This is a genomic window from Rhodococcus sp. USK13 (assembly GCF_018343855.1).
In the GTDB taxonomy this organism is placed as follows: Bacteria; Actinomycetota; Actinomycetes; order Mycobacteriales; family Mycobacteriaceae; genus Rhodococcus_F; species Rhodococcus_F oxybenzonivorans.
In genome coordinates this window covers 3,705,397-3,731,194 of record NZ_CP069242.1, presented here as the reverse complement: position 1 = coordinate 3,731,194, position 25,798 = coordinate 3,705,397, and the positions used below count along the sequence as shown (strand labels likewise).

Below are 25,798 nucleotides of genomic sequence, written 5' to 3'. Positions count from 1 at the left end.
CGCTCTACTTCTTCGGCAGCTTCAACTGCGACAGGTCGATGCCTTCGAGACCGGGCGGTAGCTCGTCCAGCCCCTTCGGCATGCTCGACAAATCCGGCATGCCTGCCGGAAGGCCACCGGGCATTCCGGGGAAACCACCCGGCATGCCCCCGGGGAATCCTCCGCGCACCTTCGGCGGCGTCGGACCCTTCCCGCCCTTCTTGCCCTTCTTGCCCTTCTTGCTGCGCTGCGGCTTGCGGGATCCGGGCATGCCCATCCGACCGGCCATCGCCGCCATCATCTTGCGGGCTTCGAAGAAGCGGTCGACGAGCTGATTGACGTCGGACACCTTGACGCCCGAGCCGTTGGCGATCCGCAGCCTGCGCGAAGCGTTGATGATCTTGGGGTCTTCGCGCTCCGCCGGTGTCATGCCCCGGATGATGGCCTGCACCCGGTCGAGTTGCTTCTCGTCGACGTTGGCGAGGGCGTCCTTCATCTGACCGGCGCCGGGAAGCATCCCGAGGAGGTTGCCGATGGGCCCCATCTTGCGGACGGCCATCATCTGTTCGAGGAAGTCCTCGAGGGTCAGCTGCCCCGAGCCGATCTTCTGCGCGGTGGCCTCGGCCTGCTCGGCATCGAAGTGCTGCTCGGCCGCCTCGATGAGGCTGAGGACGTCACCCATGCCGAGGATGCGGCTGGCCATCCGGTCGGGGTGGAAGACGTCGAAGTCCTCGAGCTTCTCACCCGTGGAGGCGAAGAGGATGGGCTGTCCGGTGACCTCACGGACGCTCAGAGCCGCGCCGCCGCGAGCGTCACCGTCGAGCTTGGTGAGCACGACACCCGTGAATCCGACGCCTTCACGGAAGGCTTCGGCGGTACTGACCGCATCCTGGCCGATCATCGCGTCGAGAACGAAGAGAGTTTCGTCCGGATCGACAGCATCGCGGATGCCCGCGGCCTGCGCCATCAGATCTGCATCGATACCCAGGCGCCCCGCGGTGTCGACGATGACGACGTCGTACTGCTTGTTGCGGGCCTCGTCGATACCGGACCGCGCGACTTCGACCGGGTCTGCCGCGGTGATCCCGAGCGGGTTGTCACCGCCGCCGATCGACGTGCCCGGGTGGGGCGCGAACACGGCGGCGCCTGCGCGTTCACCGACGATCTGCAGCTGGGTGACAGCACCCGGACGCTGCAGGTCGCACGCCACCAACAGTGGGGTGTGCCCCTGATCGCGCAGCCACTTGGCGAGCTTGCCGGCGAGAGTGGTCTTACCCGAACCCTGCAGACCGGCGAGCATGATCACGGTCGGCGGTGTCTTGGCGAACGCAAGTCGACGGGTCTCACCGCCGAGGATCCCGACGAGTTCCTCGTTGACGATCTTGACGACCTGCTGCGCCGGATTGAGCGCCGCGGACACCTCGACGCCCTTGGCCCGCTCCTTGATCCTCGCGATGAACGCGCGCACCACGGGCAGCGCGACGTCCGCCTCGAGCAGAGCCAACCGGATCTCACGACACGTGGCGTCGATGTCGGCCCCGGAAAGGCGACCCTTGCCACGCAGATCCTTGAGGGCTCCGGTCAACCTGTCGGAAAGGGATTCGAACACCGAGTGCGCTCCTGAAGTCGTGCGAGTATGCGGTGGATATTCTCGGGCACCAGCGTAACCGCTCCGGTCCGGCCGATCACTCCCGCCCGCTGCCCTCCTGCTTCTTCGGCTTCGGCAGCGGAACGACGCCGAGGATGGCGCGCTCGACCTCTTCCCTGCTCGCCCGCGTGTCGTGATCGCCGACATCGAGGCAGAACGAGTCGACGACCGATGATCCCAGCGTCGTCACCTTCGCCCACCGGACGTCCGCGCCGCAGGTATCGAACGCGGCGGCCAGCCGGCACAGGAGACCCAGCCTGTCTTCCGCACGCAGTTCGAGAATCACCTCGCCGGGGACCGCGGTGTCGAACCAGAGGACCCGCGGCGGGGCCTGCGCGTACAACACGGGAACGGCGTCTCCCCGCTCTTCCTCCGCCGCGACGCGCTGGCTCTCGCGGGCCTCGTCCTCCTTGGCCGTGAGCATCTCCAGCAGATCCAGTTCGCCGGCCAGCGCTCGGATCAACTCCTGCCTGAGCAGCCCTGCCTGCGGCGGTGCTCCGAAGCGCGGCGACACGACGAAGGAATTGACGGCCGAATCACCGGAGCTGCCCAACGAGGCCGAATAGACCCGAAGGGAATGCAGCGCAAGCACTCCGGCGGCTTTCGACAACAGTCCGCGCTCGTCGGGGGCGATCACGGTGACCACGTAGGTGTGGGGACTGTCGGCCGGGTTCAGCGCGACATGGACCCCACCGCCCGCCGCCAGCGCGACATGTTCCGGATCGAGCGGATCCGGCGCGGGAAGATCCTCACCCGCCATGACCATGCGGCACCTGCGGACCAGCTCCCCGATGAGCGACGACTTCCAGTCGCCCCACACGCCGGGACCCGTCGCGAGCGAATCGGCCTCGGCCAACGCGTGCAGCAGCTCCAGGAGTACCCCGTCCCCGCCGAGCGCCTCCACGACCCGTTCCACCGTTTCCGGATCGTCGAGGTCGCGTCGGGTCGCGGTCTGCGGCAACAGCAGGTGATGGCGCACCATCGCCGTCAACGTCGCGATGTCCGACGGCCACAGCCCGAGCCGCTTACCGATCTGGATCGCCAGTTCGGCTCCCACGACGCTGTGGTCACCTCCCCGCCCCTTCCCGATGTCGTGGAGCAGAGCGCCGAGCATCAGCAGGTCGGGCCGGGCGACGCGCGTGGTGAAACCGCTCGCGTACGCCGCGGTTTCGACGAGATGACGATCCACCGTCCACGTGTGCACGGCGTCCCTCGGCGGTAGGTCGCGGACGGCTCCCCACTCCGGCAGAAGCCGCCCCCACAGTCCCGTACGGTCGAGCGCTTCGATCGCGGCGACGGCCCTGCTTCCCGAGCCGAGGAGGACCAGAAGGTCGTTGACCGCCTCCTTGGGCCATGGTTCCCGCAGTTCCGGCGCGTGGTCGGCCAGGCGGTTCAGCGTCGAAGCGGACATCGGCATGCCTGTGGTGGCCGACGCTGCCGCCACCCGCATGACGAGACCGGGGTCCTTGCCGGGCCGGGCATCGCGCGCCAGAACCACTTCGCCGGCATGCTCGACCACACCCTCGTCGAGAGGTCGCCGCACAGGCGGCCTCCGCAGTCGCGCGAGACCACGGCGGGGCAGGGCATTTCCCGCCGTCCGCACCCCGACATCCACCGAGTAGCTGATGGTGCGGGCGGCGTCGCTGAGCATGCGGGCCAGATCGAAACGATCCCCGATCCGCAGCGCCGCGCCGATCTCGTCGGCGTCCTGGGCCCGCAGCTGGTCACGGGGGCGTCCCGCGACCCGGTGCAGCTCGGTACGCACGTCGAGGAGACGACGATGCGCCAATGCGAGTCCCCCACCGGGCGATTCGGGTCCGAGTCCGGGCATGCCGTCGGTGAGCTGCGCGATGGACAGCGCGTTGAGCAGCTGTACGTCCCGCAGTCCACCGCGACCGCTCTTGAGGTCCGGTTCGGCGCGATGGGCGATTTCGCCGCTACGTTCCCACCGCGACCTGGTCTGGGCGATCAGCTCGTCGAAGCGGTTGCGGATGTCGGTGCGCCATTGGCGCCGGACGCCGCTGATGAGCAGGTTGCTCAATTCGACGTCGCCGACGATGTGCCGCGCCTCGAGCATCCCCAGTGCGGCAGTGATATCCGTGGATGCGACCTGCAACGCCTGCGGGATGGTGCGGACACTGTGGTCGAGTTTGATGTGCGCGTCCCACAGCGGATACCAGAGCTGGTCCGCAACCCGCGACACCACGGCAGGATCCATGTCGTCGTGGAGGAGCACGAGATCGAGGTCCGAGTAAGGCAGCAGCTCGCGGCGGCCGAGCCCGCCGACCGCGACGAGCGCGAACCCGCAGTCGGGCTTGATACCGAGTTCGGCGCCTTTCGTGGTCAGCCAGAATTCGTGGAGGTCGACGAGGGCGTGCCGGAGCGCAGGCGCGTCGAGCCTTCGGCCGTGTCCTCCCCTCGCCCCCGGGGTGCTCTCCGAACCGCCGCTGAGGAGCTGTCGGCGTGCGCGGGCCAGGTCCGCAGCTTCGTTCGATCCGCCTGACGCAACCGGCCCTGGTTCCGTCGCCTTCGCGACGGGACCAGGGCCGGTCTTACCGGACCCGTTGGGGTCAGAGCGCATCCGCGCCGCGTTCCCCGGTGCGTACCCGGATGACCGACTCGACGGGTGACACCCACACCTTGCCGTCACCGATCTTTCCGGTGCGGGCTGCTTCGACGATCACCTCGACGACCTTGTCCACTGCCGCATCGTCCACGACGACCTCGACTCGAACCTTCGGTACGAAATCGACCGAGTACTCGGCCCCGCGGTAGACCTCGGTGTGACCTTTCTGGCGGCCGTAACCCTGGACCTCGCTGACGGTCATTCCGAGGACGCCCGCCTGCTCGAGTCCCGTCTTGACGTCCTCGAGAGTGAACGGCTTGACAATTGCGGTGATCAGCTTCATTTCCTCATCCCTCCTTGCCGGACACGCGAGCGGTTGACGAATTTCCGCCGAGTGCAGCGAAATCGTAAGCCGTTTCTGCGTGTTCCGACTCATCCACTCCCAGTGATTCACCCTCGTCGCTGACCCGCAGACCGATGGTGAACTTCACGATCAACGCAACGATGGCCGTACCGACGAGCGAGTAAAGCAGTACTGCTCCGGCGCCCACTGCCTGACGCCAAAGTTGATCGAAACCTCCACCATAGAACAGTCCGTCGACGCCCGCGGGTGCCTCTGTGGTTGCGACGAGTCCGACCATCAGAGTTCCGACGATGCCGCCGACGAGGTGCACTCCCACCACGTCGAGTGAATCGTCGAAGCCGAAGCGGTACTTGAGCCCGACGGCGAGTGCGCAGAGGGCACCGGCGACAACACCGATCGCCAACGCGCCGAGGACGTTCACGGACGAGCAGGAGGGGGTGATGGCAACCAGACCGGCCACGATTCCGGACGCGGCACCGAGGGTGGTCGCATGGCCGTCGCGGATGCGTTCGACGAGAAGCCACGCGAGCATCGCTGCACACGTTCCGACGACGGTCGTGATGAAGGTCGCTCCGGCAATTCCGTTGGCGCCGACGGCAGAACCTGCGTTGAAGCCGAACCAGCCGAACCACAGCAGGCCTGCGCCGAGCATCACGAAGGTCAGGTTGTGCGGGCGGAAGGGCGTGCCCGGCCAGCCGCGGCGCTTCCCGAGGATGATGCAGAGGACGAGTCCGGCGGCGCCGGCGTTGATGTGCACGGCCGTACCACCGGCGAAGTCGATGGCGGCGAGTTTGTTGGCGATCCAGCCACCGGTCTCGGCGGTGACGCCGTCGAAGGCGAAGACCCAGTGCGCCACCGGGAAGTACACGACCGTCGCCCAGAGGCCGGCGAACAGCAGCCAGGGACCGAAGCGCAGGCGATCTGCGACGGCACCCGAGATCAGTGCAACGGTGATGATGGCGAACATGGCCTGGAAGGCCACGAAGACCGTCGCGGGAATCGTTCCGACGAGGGGGATCGCCGAATCGGCGATGACCGAACCGGCGTCATCGGTTTCCGCGAGGTACGAGCCGCCGATCAGTCCCTTCAAGCCGAAGTACTGGAACGGGTCACCGAAGAGGTTCGACTGGTCTTCACCGAACGCGATGGAATAGCCGTAGAGCACCCAGAGGATGCCGACGACGCCCATGGCGCTGACGCTCATCATGACCATGTTCAGCACGCTCTTGGCACGAACCATGCCGCCGTAGAAGAACGCAAGACCCGGAGTCATGAGCAACACAAGCGCGGCGCTGGTCAGCATCCACGCTGTGTCCCCGGTGTCCGGTGCACCGATAGTGGGGAAATCCACCTTGAGCCTCCTCCTTCTCAGCCCAGCCCGTTGCTGGCTGACGACCTGAGAAGAAGGGTGCTCATGCGGTGTTTCAGCCGTGCCACTGCACTGTTTCGCGCAGGTGAACGCATCACCCATTTGTGTTGCGTACAGGTTTCGTCGCGGCAATTCCAGGTTTTGTGAGGTCGTTCCGCTCAGCCCAGCAGGGCGTCGACGAATGCACCCGGCTCGAACGGGGCGAGATCGTCGGCGCCTTCGCCGAGTCCGACGAGCTTCACCGGAACACCGAGTTCGTGCTGCACCTGAAAGACGATGCCACCCTTGGCCGTGCCGTCGAGCTTCGTGAGCACCACTCCGGTGATGTCGACGACCTCGGCGAACACGCGTGCCTGCGCCAGACCGTTCTGGCCGATCGTCGCATCGAGTACCAGAAGCACGTCGTCCACCGACGCCTTCTTCTCGATCACCCGCTTCACCTTGCCGAGCTCGTCCATCAATCCTGTCTTGGTGTGGAGGCGGCCCGCGGTGTCGATCAGCACGGCGTCCACGCCGTTCTCGATGCCCCTCGACACGGCATCGAATGCGACGGCAGCCGGATCCGCTGCTTCCTTGCCCCGAACCACCTCGGCGCCCACGCGTTCCGCCCACGTCTGGAGCTGGTCCGCAGCCGCGGCGCGGAACGTGTCCGCTGCCCCCAGCAGGACGCGTCTGCCGTCGGCAACGAGAACACGCGCGAGCTTGCCGGTGGTGGTCGTCTTGCCGGTGCCGTTGACTCCGACGACCAAGAGGACCGCAGGGTGGTCATCGTGCGGCAGCGCACGAATCGATCGATCGAGCTCGGGCCGTAGCTCAGCGATCAACACTTCGCGCAGCAGTGCCCGCGCGTCTGCCTCGGTACGGACGCTCCGCGCCGCCATCTGCTCACGCAGCGCGGTGACCACCTTCGTGGTGGTCGCCGAGCCGAGGTCCGCGATCAGAAGAGTGTCCTCGACCTCTTCCCACGAATCCTCGTCGAGGTCGCCGCCACCGAGCAGGCCCAGCAGACTCTTCCCGACAGCGGACTGAGAGCGGGACAGCCGACCGCGCAGGCGGTCGAGTCGGCCCTCGGTCGGGGCGATCTCGTCGAGCGCGGGCACGGGCGGCGCTGCCGGTTCCGGCGTGACCACCGGCTCAGGTGCGACCACGGGTTCGGGTGCGACCACCGGCTCGTATGCGACCACGGGTTCCGGCGCGACCACGGGCTCGGGTGTGATCACGGAATCCGTGTCCGCGGGCTTTTCGGGAGCCGGAATCACCTCGTCCGGCGTCGTCGTCGGCTTCGCGGGCGGGACCACCTCGGGAGTGGGCGCCGGTGTCGGGGCCGGGGGTCGTGGCGCCGGCGCGGGTTCACGCGGCGGAGCAGTCGCCGTCGACCCTTCACTGAAACTGAAACCGGTGCCTGCCCGATAGCCGCCCGACCGGTCCTTCTCCGCGGCGATCTGTGGCGTGTCGGGCGCCTTCAGGGAGATCCGGCGTCGCCGGTACAGCACTGATCCGACAACGAGAACGACGAGAAGAACGGCCAATGCGGCCGCGATGGCAATCCAGGCTCCGGTAGTCACGTCGCCCATTGTTTCAGGCTCCGGTTTCGCCCGCGCAGTGCCTTCCCACGTGCGAGGGCTCCCACCGAACCCCAGATCAGGTCCCGGCGGCTGCCATGTCCTGACCCCGCAGACGCTGGGAGATGACGGTGGTGATGCCGTCACCGCGCATGCTCACACCGTAGAGAGCGTCCGCAACTTCCATCGTCGGCTTCTGGTGGGTGATGACGATCAGCTGCGACTTCTCCCGCAGCTGCTCGAACAAGCCGATGAGACGACGCAGGTTGGTGTCGTCCAGCGCGGCCTCGACCTCGTCCATCACATAGAAGGGTGACGGCCGGGCCCGGAAGATCGCGACCAGCATGGCGACCGCGGTCAGTGACTTCTCCCCACCCGACAGCAACGACAGTCGTTTGACCTTCTTTCCGGGCGGACGGGCCTCGACCTCGATGCCGGTGGTGAGCATGTCGGACGGGTCGGTGAGCACCAACCGACCTTCACCACCGGGGAACAATTTCGCGAACACCTGCACGAACTCCCGTTCGACGTCGGCGTACGCCTCGGTGAACACCTGCAGGATCCGGGCGTCCACATCGGCGACGACACCGAGCAGGTCCTTGCGGGCCGTCTTGACGTCTTCGAGCTGAGTCGACAGGAAGTTGTACCGCTCCTCGAGTGCCGCGAACTCCTCGAGGGCCAGCGGGTTGACTTTGCCGAGTGTCGCCAGATCTTTCTCCGCACGCTTCGCGCGACGCTCCTGCGCAGCCCGGTCGTAGGGAATTGGCGCAGGCATCGTGACCTGCTCCCCCCGCTCCTTCGCCTGCTCGTACTCCTCCATCTCCAGCGGCGAGGGCGGCAACGGCACATCCGGCCCGTATTCGGCGATCAGGTCGTCCAACCCGATGCCGTGCTGTTCGAGGATCGATTCCTCGAGCTGCTCGATGCGCGTCGCGGCCTGGGCGCGGGCCACCTCGTCGCGGTGGACGGCGTCGGTCAGTGAAGCGAGCTGTGCCGTCAACTGACGGACCTTCTCCTTGACCTGCTCGAGCTGCTCGGTCCGCTCGGTGCGCGACCGGGCGAGTTCGTCGCGGTGCGCCATCGCCGCTGCGACCACCTCGCCGAGATGGTCGGCCACCCGCTGTCCCGATTCGGCCACCGCAGCCGCGACAGCGGCAGCGTTCTGCCGCGCCTTCATCGCACGTTCCGCACGCGCCCGGGCGTCGCGTTCCACCTGCGCTGCCCGGCGCAGCGAATCCGCCTTTCCGCGCACCGACTCCGCCCGCTCCTCGGCCGTGCGAACCGCGAGCCGGGCCTCCACCTCGACGGCGCGCACTTCGGCGAGCGCAGCGGCCGCCATCTCGCGCTCGTAGCTCGTGGAGTCGGACCCACCCGATTCGGCGCCGCCGGGCGTGGCGTCCTGCTCAGCCAGGCGCAGCCGCTCTTCGAGTTCGGCGAGAGCCGCCAGGGTCTCCTCGCGCCCGCTTTCCGCCTTCTCCCGCTGCCGGGTGAGGCGATCGGATTCGGCATGTGCCGCGCGAGCCGCCTGCCCGAGGCGGCCGAGCCGCTCGTAGATGGCGGACATCGCGGCGTCGGACTCGTTGAGGGCGGCGAGGGTCTGCTCGGCGTTCTCCTGTCGGGCGACCTGTTCGGCAAGCGCTCCCGACAACGCCGCGGACAATTCCTCGGCACGCCGTTCGGCATGAGCCAGATCGCTCACCGAGTTGTCGATCGCGGCCTGAACCTCGAGAGTGCTGGGCTGCCTGTCCGAACCGCCACTGATCCACCCGGCACCGAGCAGGTCTCCGTCCCGGGTGACGGCGCGCAGTTCCGGTGCCGAGTCGACGATCTCGACGGCGTGGTCGATCGAGTCGACCACAACTACACCGGCGAGGAGCGCGAACAGGCCTGTTCGGAGCTCGGCAGGGCACTCGATGACGTCGGCCGCCCAACGAGCGCCGAGGGCGAGCGAGGCACCGGACGAGGGAATCCGGTCACTTCCGATCACCAGAGCGGCCCGTCCGCTGTCGGTATCTTTCAGCGCGCCGACCGCTGCGCGGGCCGCATCGAGTGAGTCGGCGACGACGGCATCGGCTGCCGGACCCAACGCCGCTGCGACCGCGCCTTCGTACCCCTTCTCTACGGTGATGAGGCCGCCGAGTGGTCCCGCAATGCCGTCATCGCGGCGATTCTCGACGAGCCAGCCTGCCCCGTCTTTGCGTTCGAGTCCCATCGACAGGGCGTCGATCCGGGCGCGAAGCGATGCCACTTCCTGACCTGCCGCGCGTTCGGCGCTCTGCAGTTCGGTGACACGCTCGGTGACCAGGCGCAGCGCTTCGACCGCTCGCTCGTGGTGGGAGTCGAGTCCGACCTCCCCCGCGTCGAGGTCACCGATCTCGTCCTGGACCACTTCGAACTCGGCTTGCGCGGCGTCGCCGCGCGCCCTGGCTTCCTCGATCGCCATCGTCAACCGCGACACCTCGGCGTCCACCGAGTCGGCGCGAGTCCGCAGGGTGTCGACCTGGCCCGACAGCCGGGCAAGCCCCTCCCGGCGATCGGCGATGGCACGGACGGCGGCCATGTGCGCGCGTTCCGCTTCGGCGGCAGCCTCCTCCCCCGCGGCGAGCTGCTCCTTGGCCGCGTCGAGTGCCGCGCGCGCCATCTCGACGGCCTCGGCCAGTTCTTGTTCCTCCGCGGCGAGCCGATCGGCACGCGCCTCCATCTCGTCGGGATCCTGACCGCGATGTGCCGAAGGCTCCGAATCGAGATGCCGTGCCCGTTCGCGCGCGATCCGAATGGTGGCATTGACGCGCTCAGCGAGGGCGGACAACCGAAACCACGTCTGGGCTGCCGCCTCGGCGCCCGGCGTCAGCCGCGACAGCTCCTGCTCGTGACGGCCGAGCTCGAGAGTGGCCCCGTCGAGTGCCTCGGTGACGGCATCGTGCTGCTCACGGGCTCTCTTCTCGTCCTGCGCCTGATTCGCCAGCTCCGCCCGGCGGGTCACCAGGTCATCGGCAGCGAGCCGCAGCTTGGCATCGCGAAGGTCGGCTTGCACGGTCTGCGCGCGCCGAGCCACCTCCGCCTGCCGCCCCAGTGGCTTGAGCTGTCGACGCAACTCGGCCGTCAGATCGTTGAGCCGGGCGAGGTTGGCCTGCATGGAGTCGAGCTTGCGGACGGCCTTCTCTTTACGTTTGCGGTGCTTGAGCACTCCCGCTGCTTCTTCGATGAACGCACGCCGGTCCTCGGGCCGCGACTCGAGGATGGACGCCAGACGCCCCTGCCCGACGATGACGTGCATTTCCCGTCCGATGCCGGAGTCGCTGAGCAATTCCTGCACATCCATCAGCCGGCAGGAACTGCCGTTGATCTCGTATTCGCCTGCACCGTCGCGGAACATTCGACGGGTGATCGAGACCTCGGAGTAGTCGATGGGGAGTGCGCCGTCCGAGTTGTCGATGGTCAGCGTGACCTCGGCGCGGCCCAGCGGCGCCCTGCCCGCCGTGCCCGCGAAGATGACGTCCTCCATCTTGCCGCCGCGCAGGGCCTTCGCGCCCTGCTCCCCCATCACCCAGGTGAGGGCATCGACCACGTTGGACTTACCCGATCCATTGGGTCCCACGACGCACGTGATACCGGGTTCGAATCGCAGAGTCGTTGCGGACGCAAAGGATTTGAATCCCTTCAGCGTCAGACTCTTCAGATGCATGACGGACGACTTTACCTTCGGTTCACCGTTCGACGAACCCGGTGACGTCTCCGCGAGCGGAATCCCATTGCTCGACCACCAGGTCCACGGTGCCCGGTGTGTTGCCCGAACGCAGGAGTGCGAGCAGCGCGTCCAGCTTGTCGCGCGGGCCCTCGGCTATCACCAGCACCCGGCCGTCCGCCTGGTTGGCCGCATAACCGACGAGACCGAGTTCCAGCGCCCGCGCGCGCGTCCACCACCGGAAGCCCACGCCCTGCACGTACCCGTGAACCCACGCTGTCAGTCGTTCCGTCGTCATGTCACGGCCGTTCCAGTCGGTAAATGGTTCCGGTGAAACTCGTCACGTACAGCGCGTCCGCGTTCCAGCCCGGCCCGGCGCCGAACCGCACCGACGACACCAGCGGGAGCCCGGACGCGAGTGCGCAACTCTCCCCGGTCGCCGGATCGACGCGCACCACCTTGCCGCCGCCGTTGTACGCGACGTACACGATGCCGTCCGGTCCTACGGTGAGATCGTCAGCGGCATTGAGCGGACCGGCCCCTGGCAACGGTATCGACACCACCGGGCCGGTCAGGTCGTCCTCTCGCAGAATGCGCAACGTGGTGGCCGTATCGAACGTCGTCACCGTGTAGATGTTCCCGTCGTGGGCAGCGAGGCCGTCGACGGTTCCCAGGTCGGTACGCACCACTTCGGGTGTGTGTGGATCCGCGGCCGGAACACGGGTCACTCCTGCGCCCGACCCCAGATTCCGCGCGGTGAGGAGGTCGCCGTTCCCGAGCCGCACCAGCCCGTTCGGCATGACGAGTCCCTTGGCCACCGTGTGCGTATCCCCGGTGTCGAGATTCACGACGTCTATCGTTCCACTTTCCGTCCCGGCAACTCCTGCGGAGAACGAATTTCCGGTGGCGAAGTAGGCGTCGGAGCCATGCATCGCGATTCCGCCCGGCGCGTCGACATCGGGCACGATCGAGCGGACCGTTCCGTCCGGCTCCACACCGTCCAGGGCGCCGCCGCCGACGAGACCGGTCCGGGACACCAGCATCGTTCCCGCCCCGTCGAATGCGAGGTTCTCGAGGATGCCCGCGCCGGAGACCACTTCGGACACCGACCAGGGCGTGCACACTCCGACCGGCGGCGCGAACGCCGGTCCGGCAGCAGCGGGCGCGGCCACGAGAAGGCCGGCGCTCAATACCAGCCCTCCGGCGAGGGCGGTCAGCTCACGCCGCATCATGCGTCGCTTTCGATGGTCAGTGTGACTTTCGTTCCCGTCTTCAGAGTCCGGCCCACGGTGCATACCTTGTCGATCGAGCGCTCCACCAGCGCGACGAGACGCTCCTGCGCGGCAGCGTCGAGCTCGCTCAGGTCCAGTTCGAGGACCTCGTCCAACTGCGGGTACACCTCGTTCTCCCGGTCGGCCGCACCCGACACCCGGATCGTGGCGTCGTAGTTGTCACCCAGCCGTCGAGAGAGAGGGAAATCAGAACTCATCCCACTGCACGCCGCGAGCGCGATCTTCAGCAATTCACCCGGAGTGAATACACCTTCGACGCCCTCCGAGCCGATCAGGACCTCGGCGCCGCGTGAGCTGCGTCCCGTGTAGCGGCGGGTGCCCGTTCGCTCGACCCACAACGAGGTCGTGGCCGGCGTGTCGGAAGTCTGTTCTGCCATGCGCACAATCCTGCCACTCGGGGCCGACGGACCTGCACCGTGGGCGTCCATCCTCCCGACGGGCAGTCGTAAGGCGGGCTGTGGATTTGCAGGCACCGAAGCACGGCACGGTCGATCGGTGCACCGTAGGGTGAACCGACCAATGACACCGACACGTAAGCGGGGCAATGCAGATGGGCCAGATCGGTAGCGCGGGTGAGCGAACCCTTCAAGTCGAGTACGGCACCGAGGATCGCGCCGTGAAATTCTACTCTGACCAGGTGCTCGACCACCTCAATCCGACGATGATCGATTTCGTCGGCCGCCAGGAACTCGCGTTCGTCGCTACCGCCGACGCATCCGGCGAATGTGACAACAGCTTGCGCGCCGGCGCACCCGGTTTCATGCACGTCATCGATCCGAAGACGGTGGCGTATCCGGAATATCGTGGCAACGGAGTGATGGCGAGTCTCGGCAACATCCGGGAAAACCCACACGTGGGAATCATCCTCGTGGACTTCGTCCATGACCTGATCGGCTTGCACGTCAACGGTTCCGCCCGGATCGTGGAAGACGCGGACCTGCGTTCCGAGATCTCGGATCTACCAGCAGATCACACCAAGGGACGGGTGCCCGAGCGATGGGTCGTCGTGGACGTGGAGGAGGCGTATATCCACTGCCGCAAGCACATTCCCCGGATGGCACCCGTACCGCACCACCGGGAGTGGGGCACGGACGACGTCAAGCGCAAGGGCGGCGACTATTTCGAGGCCAAATCGACTCTGCGACACGATGAAGAGCTCAGGCAGGGCGTTTCGGCGGACTTCGCCGCGGCGCAGGCTGGCACCTCGGGCAGCTGAACGACGAGCGATTCATGAACTTCTCACGACGAATTGCAGTGCCGCACCGCGGGCAGGGACGATCCTCCTGCCCGTATGCGGACAGCGATCGATCGAAGTAACCGGACTCGCCGTTCACGTTCACGTACAAGGCATCGAAGGACGTGCCGCCCTGATCCAGGGCTTCGCGCATGACTTCTCGAGCGGCCCCGAGCAGCTGGCGGAGGGTCGCAGCAGTCAATCGATCGGTGAGGCGGGTCCCGTGGATCTGCGCGCGCCACAGGGCCTCGTCGGCGTAGATGTTCCCGATTCCCGACACCACCGTCTGGTCGAGAAGAGCACGTTTGATCTCGGTGTGCTTGCGGCGCATCACCGTAACGGTCGCCGCAGAGTCGAATCTCGTGTCCAGTGGATCCCGGGCGATGTGCGCAACCGAATCGGGGACGAGCGAGCCGTCGACATCGACCAGAGGCGCGAGCGCCCATCCGCCGAAGGTGCGCTGATCCACGAACCGCAAATCGAGCCCGGAATCGAGCCGCGCCCGAATGCGCAGATGTTTCTCGGTGACGGCCTCGGGTGGCTGCACGAGCATCTGCCCGCTCATCCCCAGGTGGACCACGAGCGCGACGGCACTGGGCTCGAGGACCAGCCACAAGTACTTTCCGCGGCGGTCAGCTCGCGCAATTCGCTCGCCGGTGAGCTGGCCGGCGAGATCCGCTGCGCCCAGAAGATGCCGCCGGATCGCACGGGGGTGGAGGACGTCGACCGAATCGATCGAAGCTCCGACAATGTGCCGTTCGAGTCCGCGGCGAACTACCTCGACCTCGGGTAGTTCAGGCACTGACGTCGTCGGCTGCTACGTCCGGACCACCGTCGGACAGAGCGTTCCACGCGGTACTCGCGGCCTTCTGCTCGGCTTCCTTCTTGGATCTGCCGATTCCGACACCGAACGCCTTGCCGCCCACCACGACGGTGGCGGTGAATTCCTTGTCGTGGTCCGGTCCCGTTGCGGTGATCTCGTATGAGGGCACACCGACACCACGTTCCGCTGTGAGTTCCTGCAGGCTCGTCTTCCAGTCGAGCCCTGCGCCGAGACGCGGAGCGCGTTGGAGTAGGTCGCTGAACAGGTCGAGTACCACTCGACGCGCTGTCTCGATCCCGTGCTGCAGATGGATCGCCCCGAGTATCGACTCCATGCCGTCCGCCAGGATGCTCGGCTTGTCGCGCCCGCCGGTCATCTCCTCGCCCTTGCCGAGGAGCAGATGCGCTCCCAGCCCGCCGTCACCGAGTGCACGAGCCACCTCGGCGAGCGCATGCATGTTGACGATGCTCGCCCGGATCTTCGCGAGGTCGCCCTCGGACTTCTGCGGATGCGCAAGGTACAGCTGCTCGGTGATGGTGACTCCGAGCACGGAGTCGCCGAGGAACTCGAGTCGCTCGTTGGTGGGAAGGCCACCGTTCTCGTAGGCATACGAGCGGTGGGTCAACGCCAACGTGAGCAGCGAAGGTTCGATTTCTACGCCGAGAGCGGCGAGGAGGGAAGCATGATCCTCCTCGCCGCCGGCGGGTGTATTACTGATGTCGCTCGTCACGACGCCTCTCCGTGGCGAACTAGACGGCGGCAGTGACCTGGCGGCCCTTGTATGTGCCGCAGGACGGGCACGCGATGTGGGGCAGCGTCTTCTCGCCGCAGCCACGGTTGGGGCAGGTAACGAGGGTGGGCACAGTGGTCTTCCACTGGCTGCGACGCGACCTCGTGTTGGATCGCGACATTCTGCGCTTGGGGACAGCCACTTCTACTTCTCCTCGGCTTCGTTGTTCACAAGATTCTTGCTGGGATCTGATTCCACGCCAAATTTGGCTGCAAGACCAGCCCAGCGAGGATCAAGTATGTCATGCCCATGGCCAGATTCGGCAATCGCCAGGCGAACGCCACATTCTGGGCACAGTCCTTGGCAGTCGTCGCTGCAGAGCGGCTGCAGAGGAAGCGCGAGTCCGACCGCGTCGATGATGACGGGCTCGAGGTCGATCTCGTCGTCCTCGACGCGATAGATCTCATCCTCGTCCGTGGTCTCCTCGGTGGCGCTGTCCGGGTAGGCGAACAGCTCGGTGAGGCTGAGATCGACAGATCCGCTGAACGGCTCGAGGCATCTCGAGCACTCGCCGACGGTGTCGGCGCTGACGGAACCGGTGACCAGGACGCCCTCGGACACGGCTTCCAGGCGGAGATCGAGATCAATCTCCGATCCCTCCTCGATCGCAATCATGTCGAGTCCGATGCGCCGCGGCGCCGTCACCACCCGTTCGACAGTGCGCATCGAACCAGGACGACGGCCTAGTTTGACCGTGTCCAGCACGAAATCCGCGTCCCTACGGGAACGCGATGAGCTGCGGCGATGGGTTGACAAGACACTTCACTTTCGAGATGAGGAGAACGACTTTGGGCAACCACTCCACGATACGCAATCGGCGTAGATGATCCAAATGCCGGTCAGCGGCGGCGCTCGGCCCGCCGGTCGTCTGCGTCGTAGTCGGAAGCGTAGTCGGGCACGCCCGAACCCGTCCGCAGCTGCTGGCGTCCCCGTCCGACGGAGCGAATAGTGCCGGACAGGAACTCCTCGAACTCGGCGAGTTTCGTGTCGACATACAGGTCACAGTCGGACCGGAGCCGGTCGGATTCGGCGTGTGCGGCGTCGATCACCCGGGCGGATTCGGCATGCGCCTGCTGCACCACCTCGGTCTGGGATACCAGGCGTTCCTGCTCGGCGGTGCCTTCGGCGACGGAGCGCTCGTACGACGCCTTCCCTGCCTCGATCATGCGATCGGCCTCGGACCGGGCGCGGGTGGTGAGAGTGTCGTACTCGCGCTGGCCCTCGGCGATGGTCGCCTCGGATTCTGCCTCTGCGTCGGCGACCAGCTGTTCGGCGTGCGCACGCGCCTCCGCGACCATCCTGTCGGCCTGAGCTTTTGCGTCCGCGAGAATGCGATCGGCGTCGTCCCGTGCATTCTCGATCGTCGACGTAGCTTCGGCGTTGGCGCTGGCGACTGTCTTTTCAGCGTTGGACCTGGCGTCACCGACCAGCTTGTCGCGGTGGTCCAGCACGTCCTGGGCGTCGTCGAGTTCACCGGGAATGGCATCGCGCACATCGTCGAGTAATTCGAGAACATCGCCGCGTGGGACCACACAGCCTGCGGTCATGGGCACACCGCGTGCCTCTTCGACAATCGCGACAAGTTCGTCGAGCGCCTCGAAAACCCGGTACACGAGCAACCCCAATCTTTCATGACCTCAGCAGGTCGGCGCAGCCTTCTTCGTGCAAGTCTGCCGGATGGGGACGCCAGTGGTGTGCCGTGACGGCCGGTGTGTCGGGTATCAGCTCTCGGCGGCCCGCTCGGCGATCCTCGTCAGCAGACGGGCGTGCACTTTCTCGGGCAGCATTCCCGTGACGTCGCCGCCGAAGGTGGCCACTTCCTTGACCAGTGAGCTGGAGAGGTAGCTGTAGGCAGGGTTGGTGGGAATGAACAACGTGTCGACGCCAGTGAGTTTCTGGTTCATCTGCGCCATCTGCAGTTCGTAGTCGAAGTCGTTGGCGCCACGTAGACCCTTGACGATCGCTGTGATCCCTTGCTGCTTTGCGTAATCCACGAGCAGGCCGTGCCAGGAACTGACTCGCACGTTCGGCAGTGCACTGATGGAATCCTCGAGCATCTCGATCCGCTCTTCTACCGTGAAGAGGCCACGCTTGCTCTTGTTGATCATCACCGTGACGATGACCTCGTCGAACTGCGCGGCAGCTCTGCCGATTACGTCGAGATGACCATTGGTCACAGGGTCGAAGGATCCGGGGCAGACAGCGCCAGTCATGAGTCCAGACCGTAGCAGGTCGCCAGCTCGATCCGAGCCTCGCCGTACTTCTTCGCCTTGACGGGCGCATAGCCCTCCGGCCACGACGTCTCCGGTGACCGCGACGAGCGCTCCAGGACCACGATCGACCCGTCGGCCACCCAGCCGTGCCCCCGCAAATCACTCAGAACCGTCTGCACCGCGCCGTCATCCACCGCATACGGCGGATCCGCGAGAACCAGGTCGTACACGCGATCGGCGGTGCCGGCCAGCACCGCGGACACCGGAGCCGTCCGCACCGCTGCACCCGGCAATCCCACCGCACTCACATTCTGCGAGATGACCCCCGCAGCTTTCGCATCCGATTCGACGAGCAGGACACGATCAGCGCCCCGCGAGAGCGCCTCGAGCCCCAGGGCCCCCGAACCTGCGTACAGGTCGAGAACCGAGGCGCCCTCGAGATCCATCCGGCTGTGCAGGGCACTGAACAACGCCTCACGGACCCGGTCCGAGGTGGGCCGGGTCCCGCTCGGCGGGACCCGCAGGCGTCGGCCGCCCGCGAGCCCCGCGATGATGCGGGTCATCGAACGTCCGTCACTCGCTTGCGGACTCCTTCGTCGAGACGACGGCGAGGAGGTCGCCGCCCTCGACTTGCTGGACGGAGCCGATGGCCAGGCGGGTAACGGTTCCGCCGCGAGGTGCGGTGATGGCCGCTTCCATCTTCATCGCCTCGATGGTGGCGAGAGTATCGCCGGCCTCGATGTGCTGCCCCTCGGTGACGGCGAGAGTGACGACGCCGGCGAACGGGGCGGCGACGTGGCCGGGATTGCTCTTGTCGGCCTTCTCCGTGGCGGGGATTTCGCTGGCGATGGAGCGGTCACGCACCGACACCGGACGCAACTGGCCGTTGAGAATGCACATGACGGTGCGGTAGCCGCGCTCGTCGGGCTCGGAGATCGCCTCGAGACCGATGATCAGCTCGACACCCGGGGCGAGCCGCACCCGATGCTCGTCGCCGCTCCGAAGGCCGTAGAAGAACTGGTTGGCCGACAGCTGGGAGGTGTCGCCGTACTTGTCGCGGTGCTCGAGGAATTCCTTGGTTGGACCGGGGAAAAGCAACCGGTTGAGCGTCGCTCGGCGTTCGGCGGAGGTACCGGACAGCGCCTTCTCGTCCTCCACCGACAGGGCGACTTCGGGTTTGGCCGGCCCGCGGCCCTCGAGAGCCCGTGTACGGAACGGTTCGGGCCAGCCGCCGGGCGGGGTGCCCAGCTCGCCGCGCAGGAACCCGATGACCGAATCCGGAATGTCGAAGCGGGCGGGGTTTTCCGCGAACTCGTCGGTGGAGGCACCGGATCCGACGAGGTGCAGGGCGAGGTCGCCGACCACCTTCGACGACGGCGTCACCTTGACCAGGCGTCCGAGCATGCGGTCGGCGGCGGCGTAGTTGGCTTCGACGTCCTCGAAACGGTCGCCGAGACCCAGGGCGACGGCCTGGGTACGCAGATTCGACAACTGCCCACCGGGGATCTCGTGGGTGTAGACGCGGCCGGTCGGGGCCGGCAGCCCGGACTCGAACGGCTTGTACACCTTGCGCAGCGCCTCCCAGTACGGCTCGAGGTCGCACACCGCTTGCAGGTCGAGCCCGGTGTCGTGCTCCGAGTGCGCGGCCGCCGCCACGATCGCCGACAACGCCGGCTGGCTGGTGGTGCCGGCCATCGCCGCGGAGGCGCCGTCCACGGCGTCCGCGCCCGCCTGCCAGGCGGCCAGATAGGTGGCGAGCTGGCCACCGGGGGTGTCGTGGGTATGCACGTGCACCGGCAGGTCGAAGTTCTGGCGCAGCGCCGTGACCAGGGTGGTCGCGGCCGGGGCGCGGAGCAGCCCGGCCATGTCCTTGATCGCGATGATGTGCGCTCCGGCCTCGACGATCTCCTCGGCCAGGCGGAGGTAGTAGTCGAGGGTGTAGAGCTTCTCGTTCGGGTTCGACAAGTCGCCGGTGTAGGACAGGGCGACCTCGGCGAGCGCGGTACCGGTCTCGCGGACGGCGTCGATGGCCGGCCGCATCTGGTCGACATTGTTGAGGGCATCGAAGATGCGGAAGATGTCGATACCGGTGGCCGCGGCCTCGTCCACGAACGCCCGCGTCACCTTCTCCGGGTACGGGGTGTAGCCGACGGTGTTACGTCCGCGCAGCAGCATCTGCAGGCAGATGTTCGGTACGGCCTCCCGCAGCGCCGACAGCCGGTACCAGGGGTCCTCGTGCAGGAACCGCAGTGCCACGTCGTACGTCGCGCCTCCCCACGCCTCGATCGAGAGCAGTTCGGGAGTCATCCGGGCCACGTGCCCGGCGACGTCGAGCAGACCGCTGGTCCGCACCCGGGTCGCGAGCAGCGACTGGTGGGCGTCGCGGAACGTGGTCTCGGTGACGGCGAGGGCCTTCTGCTCCCGCAACGCCCTGGCGAATCCCTCCGGCCCCAGGGCGAGCAGCTTCTGGCGGCTGCCGTCCGGCGGCGGGGTGGACAGGTCGATCTGGGGCAGCTTGTCACGCGGGTACACCGCGGACGGCCGTTCCCCGTGCGGCTTGTTCACCGTCACGTCGGCGAGGTAGGTGAGGATCTTGGTGCCGCGGTCGGCGGAGCTGCGCAGCGTGAGCAGCTGGGGGCGTTCCTCGATGAACGAGGTGGTGACTCGGCCCGCCTTGAAATCGGGGTCGTCGAGAACCGCCTGCAGGAACGGAATGTTCGTCGAGACCCCGCGGATGCGGAACTCCGTGACTGCCCGGCGCGCCCGGGCGACGGCGGTGTCGAAGTCGCGGCCGCGGCAGGTGAGCTTGACGAGCATCGAATCGAAATACGCCGAAACCTCGGCCCCGACCGACGTACCGCCGTCGAGGCGGATACCGGCACCGCCCGGGGTGCGGTAGCCGGTGATCCGACCGGTATCCGGGCGGAACCCGTTGGCCGGGTCCTCGGTGGTGATCCGGCACTGCAGCGCCGCACCACGCAACGTGATCTTGTCCTGACTCAGGCCCAGATCGGCGAGGGTCTCCCCCGAGGCGATTCGCAACTGCGACTGCACCAGGTCGACGTCCGTGACCTCCTCGGTCACCGTGTGCTCGACCTGGATCCGTGGGTTCATCTCGATGAACACATGATTGCCGCGGGTATCGAGGAGGAACTCGACAGTGCCCGCGCAGGAATAATTGATCTCCTTCGCGAACGCCACCGCGTCCGCGCAAATCCTCGCCCGCACCTCGTCCGGCAGGTTCGGGGCCGGCGCCAGCTCGATCACCTTCTGGTGACGGCGCTGCAGCGAACAATCCCGCTCGAACAGGTGGATGACGTTGCCCTGACCGTCGGCCAGGATCTGGACCTCGATGTGACGCGGATCGATGACCGCCTGCTCGAGGAACACCGTCGGATCGCCGAACGCGGACTCCGCCTCCCGCGCGGCCGCCTCGATCGATTCCCGCAACTGGGACCGCTCGGCCACCCGGCGCATGCCGCGGCCACCGCCGCCGGCGACCGCCTTCACGAAGATCGGGAACTGCATCGACTCCGCCGCCGCGAGCAACTCGTCAACATCCGCCGACGGCTCCGACGACGCCAGCACCGGCAGGCCGGCCGCCTTCGCCGCCGCGATCGCACGGGCCTTGTTACCGGTCAGCTCGAGGACCTCCGCGGACGGGCCCACAAAGGTGATGCCCGCCTCCGCGCACGCAGCAGCCAGATCCGGATTCTCGGAGAGGAACCCGTACCCGGGATAGACCGCGTCGGCACCTGCCTGCTTCGCGGCGGCGACGATTTCCTCGACCGAGAGGTACGCCCGAACCGGGTGCCCCTCCTGACCGATCTGATAACTCTCATCGGCCTTCAGACGGTGGATCGAGTTCCGATCCTCGTACGGAAACACCGCAACAGTTCCAGCACCTAGTTCGTAGGCGGCACGGAAAGCGCGGATCGCAATTTCGCCACGGTTGGCGACCAGGACTTTGGAGAACATTGGAGCAAACTACCCCGCCAACTCCGGCGGCGGAGAAACGGTATCCCATTATGCAGGATCGTCCGCAATCTTCACAAAGCGGCCCCTGACGTGTGCGAATTCTGCAATGGGCCCGAAACAGAGCAGCGAAGAATTACGTGACCGGAAGTAACTGCTTCACGTCGATCGTCGACTTCTCACGTTTTCTCGAGAAATTCGATCCGGTCCGCATCGAGAGCCGAAGTGACCATCGCAGAAAGACCCGGGTGGTTTTCCAGGCGCGGATCGTCGGCAGTCACCGACCGGGCGAACTCGGCAGCCGCGGCGATCACGTCCTCGTGGCCGAGAAGTGAGAGCAACCGCAGCGTCGAGGTGGTACCCGATTGCGCTGCCCCGAGAATGTCACCCTCCCGCCGGGTCGCGAGGTCGAGTTGCGCGAGTTCGAAGCCGTCGTTGGTGGAAGCCACGTTCTGCAGGCGCCCAAAGGCAGGCGCACCCGGATTCATCTCCGTGACGAGAATGCACAGCCCCTGGTGGGCACCCCGGCCGACCCGGCCGCGGAGCTGATGGAGCTGGCTGACCCCGAAGCGGTCGGCATCCAGGATCACCATGATCGTGGCGTTCGGGACGTCGACGCCCACCTCGACCACCGTGGTGCAGACGAGGACGTCGATGTCGCCGGCCGTGAAGTCGCGCATCACGGCGTCCTTCTCGTCCGTGGGCAGCCTGCCGTGCAGCAGACCGACGCGGAGGTCGGGCAGGACGGTGCCGCCCAGTTCCTCGAAGACCTCCACGGCCGACTTGGTGTCGGGCTGCTTGTCGTCGACAGTGTCCTCGCCGTCGCCCTTCTCACCGTCACCGATGCGCGAGCAGACGACGTATGCCTGCCGTCCCTCGGCCACGTCCTCGCGGATCCGTTCCCACGCGCGTGCGACCCACTGCGGTTTCTGGGACGCCGGTACCACACTGCTCTTGATCGGCGAACGACCCTTCGGAAGCTGGCGCAAGGTGGATACGTCGAGGTCACCGAGCACCGTCATCGCGATCGTGCGGGGTATGGGTGTCGCCGTCATGACCAGCAGATGCGGGCTCAGGCCTTCGCGCGCCCGCGACCGGAGCCGGTCGCGCTGTTCGACGCCGAACCGATGCTGTTCGTCGACCACCACCATGCCGAGGTTGAAGAACTCGACGTTGTCCTGAATGAGGGCGTGCGTGCCGATGACGATGCCTGCGTCGCCGGTCACCACCTCGAGTAGCGCGGCTCGTTTCGCAGCGACCGGCATCGACCCGGTCAGCAGCGCTACGCGGGTCGCCTTCTCGTCCGCGCCGAGTTCGCCCGCCGTCGCCAGTGAGCCCAGCAGTGCCCGCAGCGAACGCGCATGCTGAGTCGCGAGCACTTCGGTGGGGGCGAGCAAGGCGCACTGATACCCCGCATCGACAACCTGCAGCATGGCGCGCAGGGCAACGATGGTCTTACCGGACCCCACCTCACCCTGCAGGAGCCTGCTCATCGGATGCGGCTGGGACAGATCCGCGGAGATCTCCTCGGCCACGGCGTGCTGGCCGTCGGTCAGCTGGAAGGGAAGTCTGCGCTCGAACTCGTCCGCGATTCCACGCGGTACCGGCGGGCACTCGGGCGCCACCCGCTCGGCGTTGTCGTGCCGGCGTCGAGCGAGCACCAACTGCAGGGCCGCGGCCTCGTCGAAGCGGAGCCGGTCGTGCGCATTCTCGATGTCGTCACGAGTGTCGGGGAGGTGGACGAGGCGGAGCGCCTCGTCCAGACCGATGAGGTTGCGCTCGTGACGGATCCGTTCGGGGAGCGGGTCGTCGATCCGGTCGAGTTGGTCGAGGACCTGCCGCGCGCACTTCATGATCGTCCAGCTCTCCACCTCCCGCGTCGCCGGATACAGCGGGATCAGGGCGCGGTCGAACACGGACATGTCGACGCCCGCGCCCGGCTCCTGGGCGGCCCGGGCGATACCCGCGAGATCCCCCGCCCCGCGAATCCGCCCGACGTTCACCACCGGGTCGTCGCCGCCCTCACGAGGCTCCGGGAGGATCAGGTAACTCGGATGAGTGAGGCTCCACTTGCTGCGGAAATACTTCACGGTGCCGGAGAACATCGCGCGCACACCGGGTTTGATGACGTGCTTGACCTTCTGCGGACTGAAGAAGGTGACGTCGACGTTCTGCGTATCGGTCGCGAGAACCACCTTCAGCATGCTGCCGGGACGGTTCTTCATCTTCACGATTGCCGCCGACGACACCCGCGCGATGATCGTGATGTGCTCGCCCTCCGGCGGATCCTTCTCGGCAAGTTCACGGCCCTGGGAGGCGTACCGATGCGGGTAGTGCCGCAACAGGTCCTCGACGGTGCGAATGTCGAACGCCGCCTCCAGCGCGTCGGCGGTCTTACGCCCCAGCAGGTGATCGAGCCTGTCGGCGAGTGTGGCCATCGAATTCCTCATTCCACCCCGAGTTGCAACAGATCTCCCGGTTGTCCGCCGTGGTAGATCATCACCTCGACGCCGGGATGCCGCTGGGAGATGTGATCGGCCAGTTCCGTGTCCAGCCCGGCCGGTGCTTCCGCGCCCATCAGGAGCGTGACCAGTTCGCCGCCTGCCCCGAGGACGACGTCGACCAGACGCTTCCCGGCGGCGACCGCGTCCGGTTCGATCACGATCACCTCGTGCCCCATCAGACCGATACCGTCTCCCGGTTCGCAGGTGCCCACGTAGGTCAGGGCCCGCTCCCGCGCGATGCGCAACGAACCCCACCGGGTGGCGGCCGCGGCCTCGGACATCGCGAAAGCGTCGTCGACCGCTTCGCGTTCCGGATCGTGCACTGCGAGGGAGGCCAGCCCCTGCACCATGGACGAGGTTGCGAGGAGCAGCACCTCGTGCCGGGAATCGCGGGCTGCGGCACTCACCGCGACGAGTTCCTGAGCCGACAGCGCCCCGTTGGGAAGGACCAGCACCTCGCGGCGTCCCAGCTGGCGGATGATGCCGAGCAGCTGCGCGCGGGTGACGGGGGCGGCGTCGCATCGGAGCACGGTCGCACCCTCCCCGGAGAAGAGGTCGGCCGCGCCGTCGCCTGCGACGACCGCGACGATGCCCCGATCGTCCTGATCGGGGCGAGTGCGGACGGGAGGTAGGAGCCTGCCCTGTTCGCGCGCGTCGACGAGAAAACTGCTGACGCGAATCCTGTGTACGCGTCCGGCATCGAGACCGGCCTCCACAGCCGCCCCGGCGTCCGCACAGTGCACGTGCACCGACCATCCCCCGTCGCCGTCACCGACGATTACCGTGGAATCCCCCAGCTCGTCGAGTGCGTTCCGCAGTTCTGCCATCCGGGCTTCGTCTGTGTCGGCCACCAGATACATGACCTCGAAATCCTGATGTGAGCTCTCACAGGCGGAGTGGTGGCCACGATGCGCTAGGTCGTCGCCGGCGTCCGGCAACTCGACGTCCGACAACTCCGTGCCTGAATCCGGGGACGGCAGGCGGCGCGGCACTCGCAGCGCGATCGGGGCGCGGACGGGCCGCTCACCGGTGACCGCCGCGACGAAGGCATCGAGAATGACGACGAGCCCCAGCCCGCCGGCGTCGACCACACCGGCGGTCCCGAGCGCGTCGAGCTGGCCGGGCGTGCGGGCAAGTGCGGCGGCCGCGGCATCTGCCGCGGAGCGCGCTGTGTCGGCGACAGGCGCATCGTCCGGGAATTCCGCTGCCGCGTCCGCAGCGCAACGCAGGACCGTGACGATCGTTCCTTCCACCAGGTAACTGACCGCGTCGGTCACCAGGTTGGTGGCCATCAACAGTCCGGTCCGGACGGTCCTGGTGTCGACGACGCCGGTGACCGCTGCCTCGGCGACGCCGCGCAACACTTGGGACAGGATGACTCCCGAGTTGCCCCGTGCACCCGCCACCGCGCCGCGGGCCAGCGCGATGGCCACTTGACGGACGTCCGTTTGGTGGCCGTCGTTCCCGGCATACTTGTCGATTGCCTCGAGGGCAGCCCGCATGGTGAACAGCAGATTGGTTCCCGTGTCGGCGTCCGGAATCGGGAACACGTTGAGACTGTTGATCTCCTCGCACCGTGCCTCGAGTCCCGCGACCGCCGTCCTCGCCCACGACGTCAGGACTCGGCCGTCCATCGGGTGCTCAGGAACCACTGGCATCCTCTCTCACGGGTTCAATCGAAGGTGCCGTCAGACTAGTCGCGGGACGCCGATCGAGTCTGACGTGCTCGGTCATCCGGCCGAGTTTGGCCAATCAGCACTCGAGCGGCTACTCTTGCACGGTTGCCTCGTAAGG

The 25,798-nt window shown here is 66.9% G+C and carries 20 protein-coding genes; 1 reads left to right on the top strand and 19 read right to left on the bottom strand.

What is annotated here, in order from left to right; all coding sequences use genetic code 11:
* Positions 1-4 precede the first annotated feature (4 nt).
* The 9 genes from ffh to JQT59_RS19585 form a co-directional block, all read right to left on the bottom strand.
* A complete protein-coding gene (gene ffh / locus JQT59_RS19625) occupies positions 5-1,588 on the bottom strand; it encodes a signal recognition particle protein (protein WP_159926136.1) in 1,584 nt (527 codons plus the stop codon).
* Between the two features lie 76 nt (positions 1,589-1,664).
* On the bottom strand, positions 1,665-4,208 hold the full coding sequence (locus JQT59_RS19620) for a [protein-PII] uridylyltransferase (RefSeq protein ID WP_213571654.1): 2,544 nt from the start codon (positions 4,206-4,208) through the stop codon (positions 1,665-1,667).
* On the bottom strand, positions 4,198-4,536 hold the full coding sequence (locus JQT59_RS19615) for a P-II family nitrogen regulator (RefSeq protein ID WP_005240467.1): 339 nt from the start codon (positions 4,534-4,536) through the stop codon (positions 4,198-4,200). The genes JQT59_RS19620 and JQT59_RS19615 overlap by 11 nt, the downstream gene beginning before the upstream one ends.
* Before the next feature lie 4 nt (positions 4,537-4,540).
* Positions 4,541-5,860, bottom strand: a complete 1,320-nt coding sequence (locus tag JQT59_RS19610; protein WP_284707283.1) for an ammonium transporter — start codon at positions 5,858-5,860, stop codon at positions 4,541-4,543.
* A gap of 224 nt (positions 5,861-6,084) precedes the next feature.
* Positions 6,085-7,500: a signal recognition particle-docking protein FtsY gene (ftsY, locus tag JQT59_RS19605; RefSeq protein ID WP_213571653.1), complete on the bottom strand. Its 1,416-nt coding sequence runs from the start codon at positions 7,498-7,500 to the stop codon at positions 6,085-6,087.
* A 67-nt stretch (positions 7,501-7,567) separates the two neighbouring features.
* The gene (smc, locus tag JQT59_RS19600; protein WP_213571652.1) at positions 7,568-11,173 is read right to left on the bottom strand and encodes a chromosome segregation protein SMC; all 3,606 of its coding nucleotides are present in this window, start codon (positions 11,171-11,173) and stop codon (positions 7,568-7,570) included.
* 22 nt (positions 11,174-11,195) lie between these two features.
* A complete protein-coding gene (locus JQT59_RS19595; RefSeq protein ID WP_109330975.1) occupies positions 11,196-11,471 on the bottom strand; it encodes an acylphosphatase in 276 nt (91 codons plus the stop codon).
* A gap of 1 nt (position 11,472) precedes the next feature.
* The gene (locus JQT59_RS19590) at positions 11,473-12,402 is read right to left on the bottom strand and encodes an NHL repeat-containing protein (RefSeq protein WP_213577895.1); all 930 of its coding nucleotides are present in this window, start codon (positions 12,400-12,402) and stop codon (positions 11,473-11,475) included.
* On the bottom strand, positions 12,402-12,842 hold the full coding sequence (locus JQT59_RS19585; RefSeq protein ID WP_109330977.1) for an OsmC family protein: 441 nt from the start codon (positions 12,840-12,842) through the stop codon (positions 12,402-12,404). Before JQT59_RS19585 ends, JQT59_RS19590 begins: the two co-directional genes overlap by 1 nt.
* 167 nt (positions 12,843-13,009) lie before the next feature.
* Between JQT59_RS19585 and JQT59_RS19580 the strand changes: the two genes are divergently transcribed.
* Complete coding sequence (locus JQT59_RS19580; protein ID WP_213571651.1) at positions 13,010-13,681, top strand: pyridoxamine 5'-phosphate oxidase family protein; 672 nt, start codon at positions 13,010-13,012, stop codon at positions 13,679-13,681.
* Here JQT59_RS19580 and mutM read toward each other — a convergent pair.
* The 10 genes from mutM to JQT59_RS19530 all read right to left on the bottom strand — a co-directional run bounded on the left by mutM (position 13,623) and on the right by JQT59_RS19530 (position 25,638).
* Positions 13,623-14,501, bottom strand: coding sequence for a bifunctional DNA-formamidopyrimidine glycosylase/DNA-(apurinic or apyrimidinic site) lyase (gene mutM / locus JQT59_RS19575; protein WP_159926124.1), 879 nt, complete (start codon positions 14,499-14,501; stop codon positions 13,623-13,625). The two genes, JQT59_RS19580 and mutM, sit on opposite strands and share 59 nt — an antisense overlap.
* Positions 14,494-15,252 (bottom strand): ribonuclease III, encoded by a 759-nt coding sequence (gene rnc, locus JQT59_RS19570; protein ID WP_159926122.1) that lies wholly within the window; start codon positions 15,250-15,252, stop codon positions 14,494-14,496. Before rnc ends, mutM begins: the two co-directional genes overlap by 8 nt.
* Positions 15,253-15,271: 19 nt before the next feature.
* Positions 15,272-15,454 (bottom strand): 50S ribosomal protein L32, encoded by a 183-nt coding sequence (gene rpmF / locus JQT59_RS19565; protein WP_109330985.1) that lies wholly within the window; start codon positions 15,452-15,454, stop codon positions 15,272-15,274.
* Positions 15,455-15,456: 2 nt separating this feature from the next.
* The gene (locus JQT59_RS19560) at positions 15,457-16,068 is read right to left on the bottom strand and encodes a YceD family protein (protein ID WP_284707201.1); all 612 of its coding nucleotides are present in this window, start codon (positions 16,066-16,068) and stop codon (positions 15,457-15,459) included.
* 83 nt (positions 16,069-16,151) lie between these two features.
* Positions 16,152-16,925 carry a DivIVA domain-containing protein gene (locus tag JQT59_RS19555; protein ID WP_109335185.1) on the bottom strand — a complete coding sequence of 258 codons (774 nt, stop codon included), beginning with the start codon at positions 16,923-16,925 and terminating at the stop codon, positions 16,152-16,154.
* Positions 16,926-17,033: 108 nt separating this feature from the next.
* Complete coding sequence (coaD, locus tag JQT59_RS19550) at positions 17,034-17,525, bottom strand: pantetheine-phosphate adenylyltransferase (RefSeq protein ID WP_213571650.1); 492 nt, start codon at positions 17,523-17,525, stop codon at positions 17,034-17,036.
* Entirely contained in the window at positions 17,522-18,088 is a 567-nt protein-coding gene (gene rsmD / locus JQT59_RS19545) for a 16S rRNA (guanine(966)-N(2))-methyltransferase RsmD (protein WP_213571649.1), read from the bottom strand. Before rsmD ends, coaD begins: the two co-directional genes overlap by 4 nt.
* Positions 18,089-18,098: 10 nt before the next feature.
* Entirely contained in the window at positions 18,099-21,503 is a 3,405-nt protein-coding gene (locus JQT59_RS19540) for a pyruvate carboxylase (protein WP_213571648.1), read from the bottom strand.
* Between the two features lie 176 nt (positions 21,504-21,679).
* Positions 21,680-23,938, bottom strand: a complete 2,259-nt coding sequence (gene recG, locus JQT59_RS19535; RefSeq protein ID WP_213571647.1) for an ATP-dependent DNA helicase RecG — start codon at positions 23,936-23,938, stop codon at positions 21,680-21,682.
* Positions 23,939-23,946: 8 nt separating this feature from the next.
* On the bottom strand, positions 23,947-25,638 hold the full coding sequence (locus tag JQT59_RS19530) for a DAK2 domain-containing protein (RefSeq protein ID WP_213577893.1): 1,692 nt from the start codon (positions 25,636-25,638) through the stop codon (positions 23,947-23,949).
* Between the last annotated feature and the right edge of the window lie 160 nt (positions 25,639-25,798).

What these genes read in the sequence shown, in the direction of transcription:
- JQT59_RS19615 (WP_005240467.1), bottom strand. Translation starts at nt 4,536, where the DNA reads ATGAAGCTGATCACCGCAATTGTCAAGCCGTTCACTCTCGAGGACGTC.
- JQT59_RS19610 (WP_284707283.1), bottom strand. Translation starts at nt 5,860, where the DNA reads ATGCTGACCAGCGCCGCGCTTGTGTTGCTCATGACTCCGGGTCTTGCG.
- JQT59_RS19595 (WP_109330975.1), bottom strand. Translation starts at nt 11,471, where the DNA reads ATGACGACGGAACGACTGACAGCGTGGGTTCACGGGTACGTGCAGGGC.
- JQT59_RS19585 (WP_109330977.1), bottom strand. Translation starts at nt 12,842, where the DNA reads ATGGCAGAACAGACTTCCGACACGCCGGCCACGACCTCGTTGTGGGTC.
- JQT59_RS19620 (WP_213571654.1), bottom strand. Translation starts at nt 4,208, where the DNA reads ATGCGCTCTGACCCCAACGGGTCCGGTAAGACCGGCCCTGGTCCCGTC.
- JQT59_RS19580 (WP_213571651.1), top strand. Translation starts at nt 13,010, where the DNA reads ATGCAGATGGGCCAGATCGGTAGCGCGGGTGAGCGAACCCTTCAAGTC.
- JQT59_RS19530 (WP_213577893.1), bottom strand. Translation starts at nt 25,638, where the DNA reads ATGGACGGCCGAGTCCTGACGTCGTGGGCGAGGACGGCGGTCGCGGGA.
- recG (WP_213571647.1), bottom strand. Translation starts at nt 23,938, where the DNA reads ATGGCCACACTCGCCGACAGGCTCGATCACCTGCTGGGGCGTAAGACC.
- smc (WP_213571652.1), bottom strand. Translation starts at nt 11,173, where the DNA reads ATGCATCTGAAGAGTCTGACGCTGAAGGGATTCAAATCCTTTGCGTCC.
- ftsY (WP_213571653.1), bottom strand. Translation starts at nt 7,500, where the DNA reads ATGGGCGACGTGACTACCGGAGCCTGGATTGCCATCGCGGCCGCATTG.
- JQT59_RS19540 (WP_213571648.1), bottom strand. Translation starts at nt 21,503, where the DNA reads ATGTTCTCCAAAGTCCTGGTCGCCAACCGTGGCGAAATTGCGATCCGC.
- coaD (WP_213571650.1), bottom strand. Translation starts at nt 17,525, where the DNA reads ATGACTGGCGCTGTCTGCCCCGGATCCTTCGACCCTGTGACCAATGGT.
- rsmD (WP_213571649.1), bottom strand. Translation starts at nt 18,088, where the DNA reads ATGACCCGCATCATCGCGGGGCTCGCGGGCGGCCGACGCCTGCGGGTC.
- JQT59_RS19590 (WP_213577895.1), bottom strand. Translation starts at nt 12,402, where the DNA reads ATGCGGCGTGAGCTGACCGCCCTCGCCGGAGGGCTGGTATTGAGCGCC.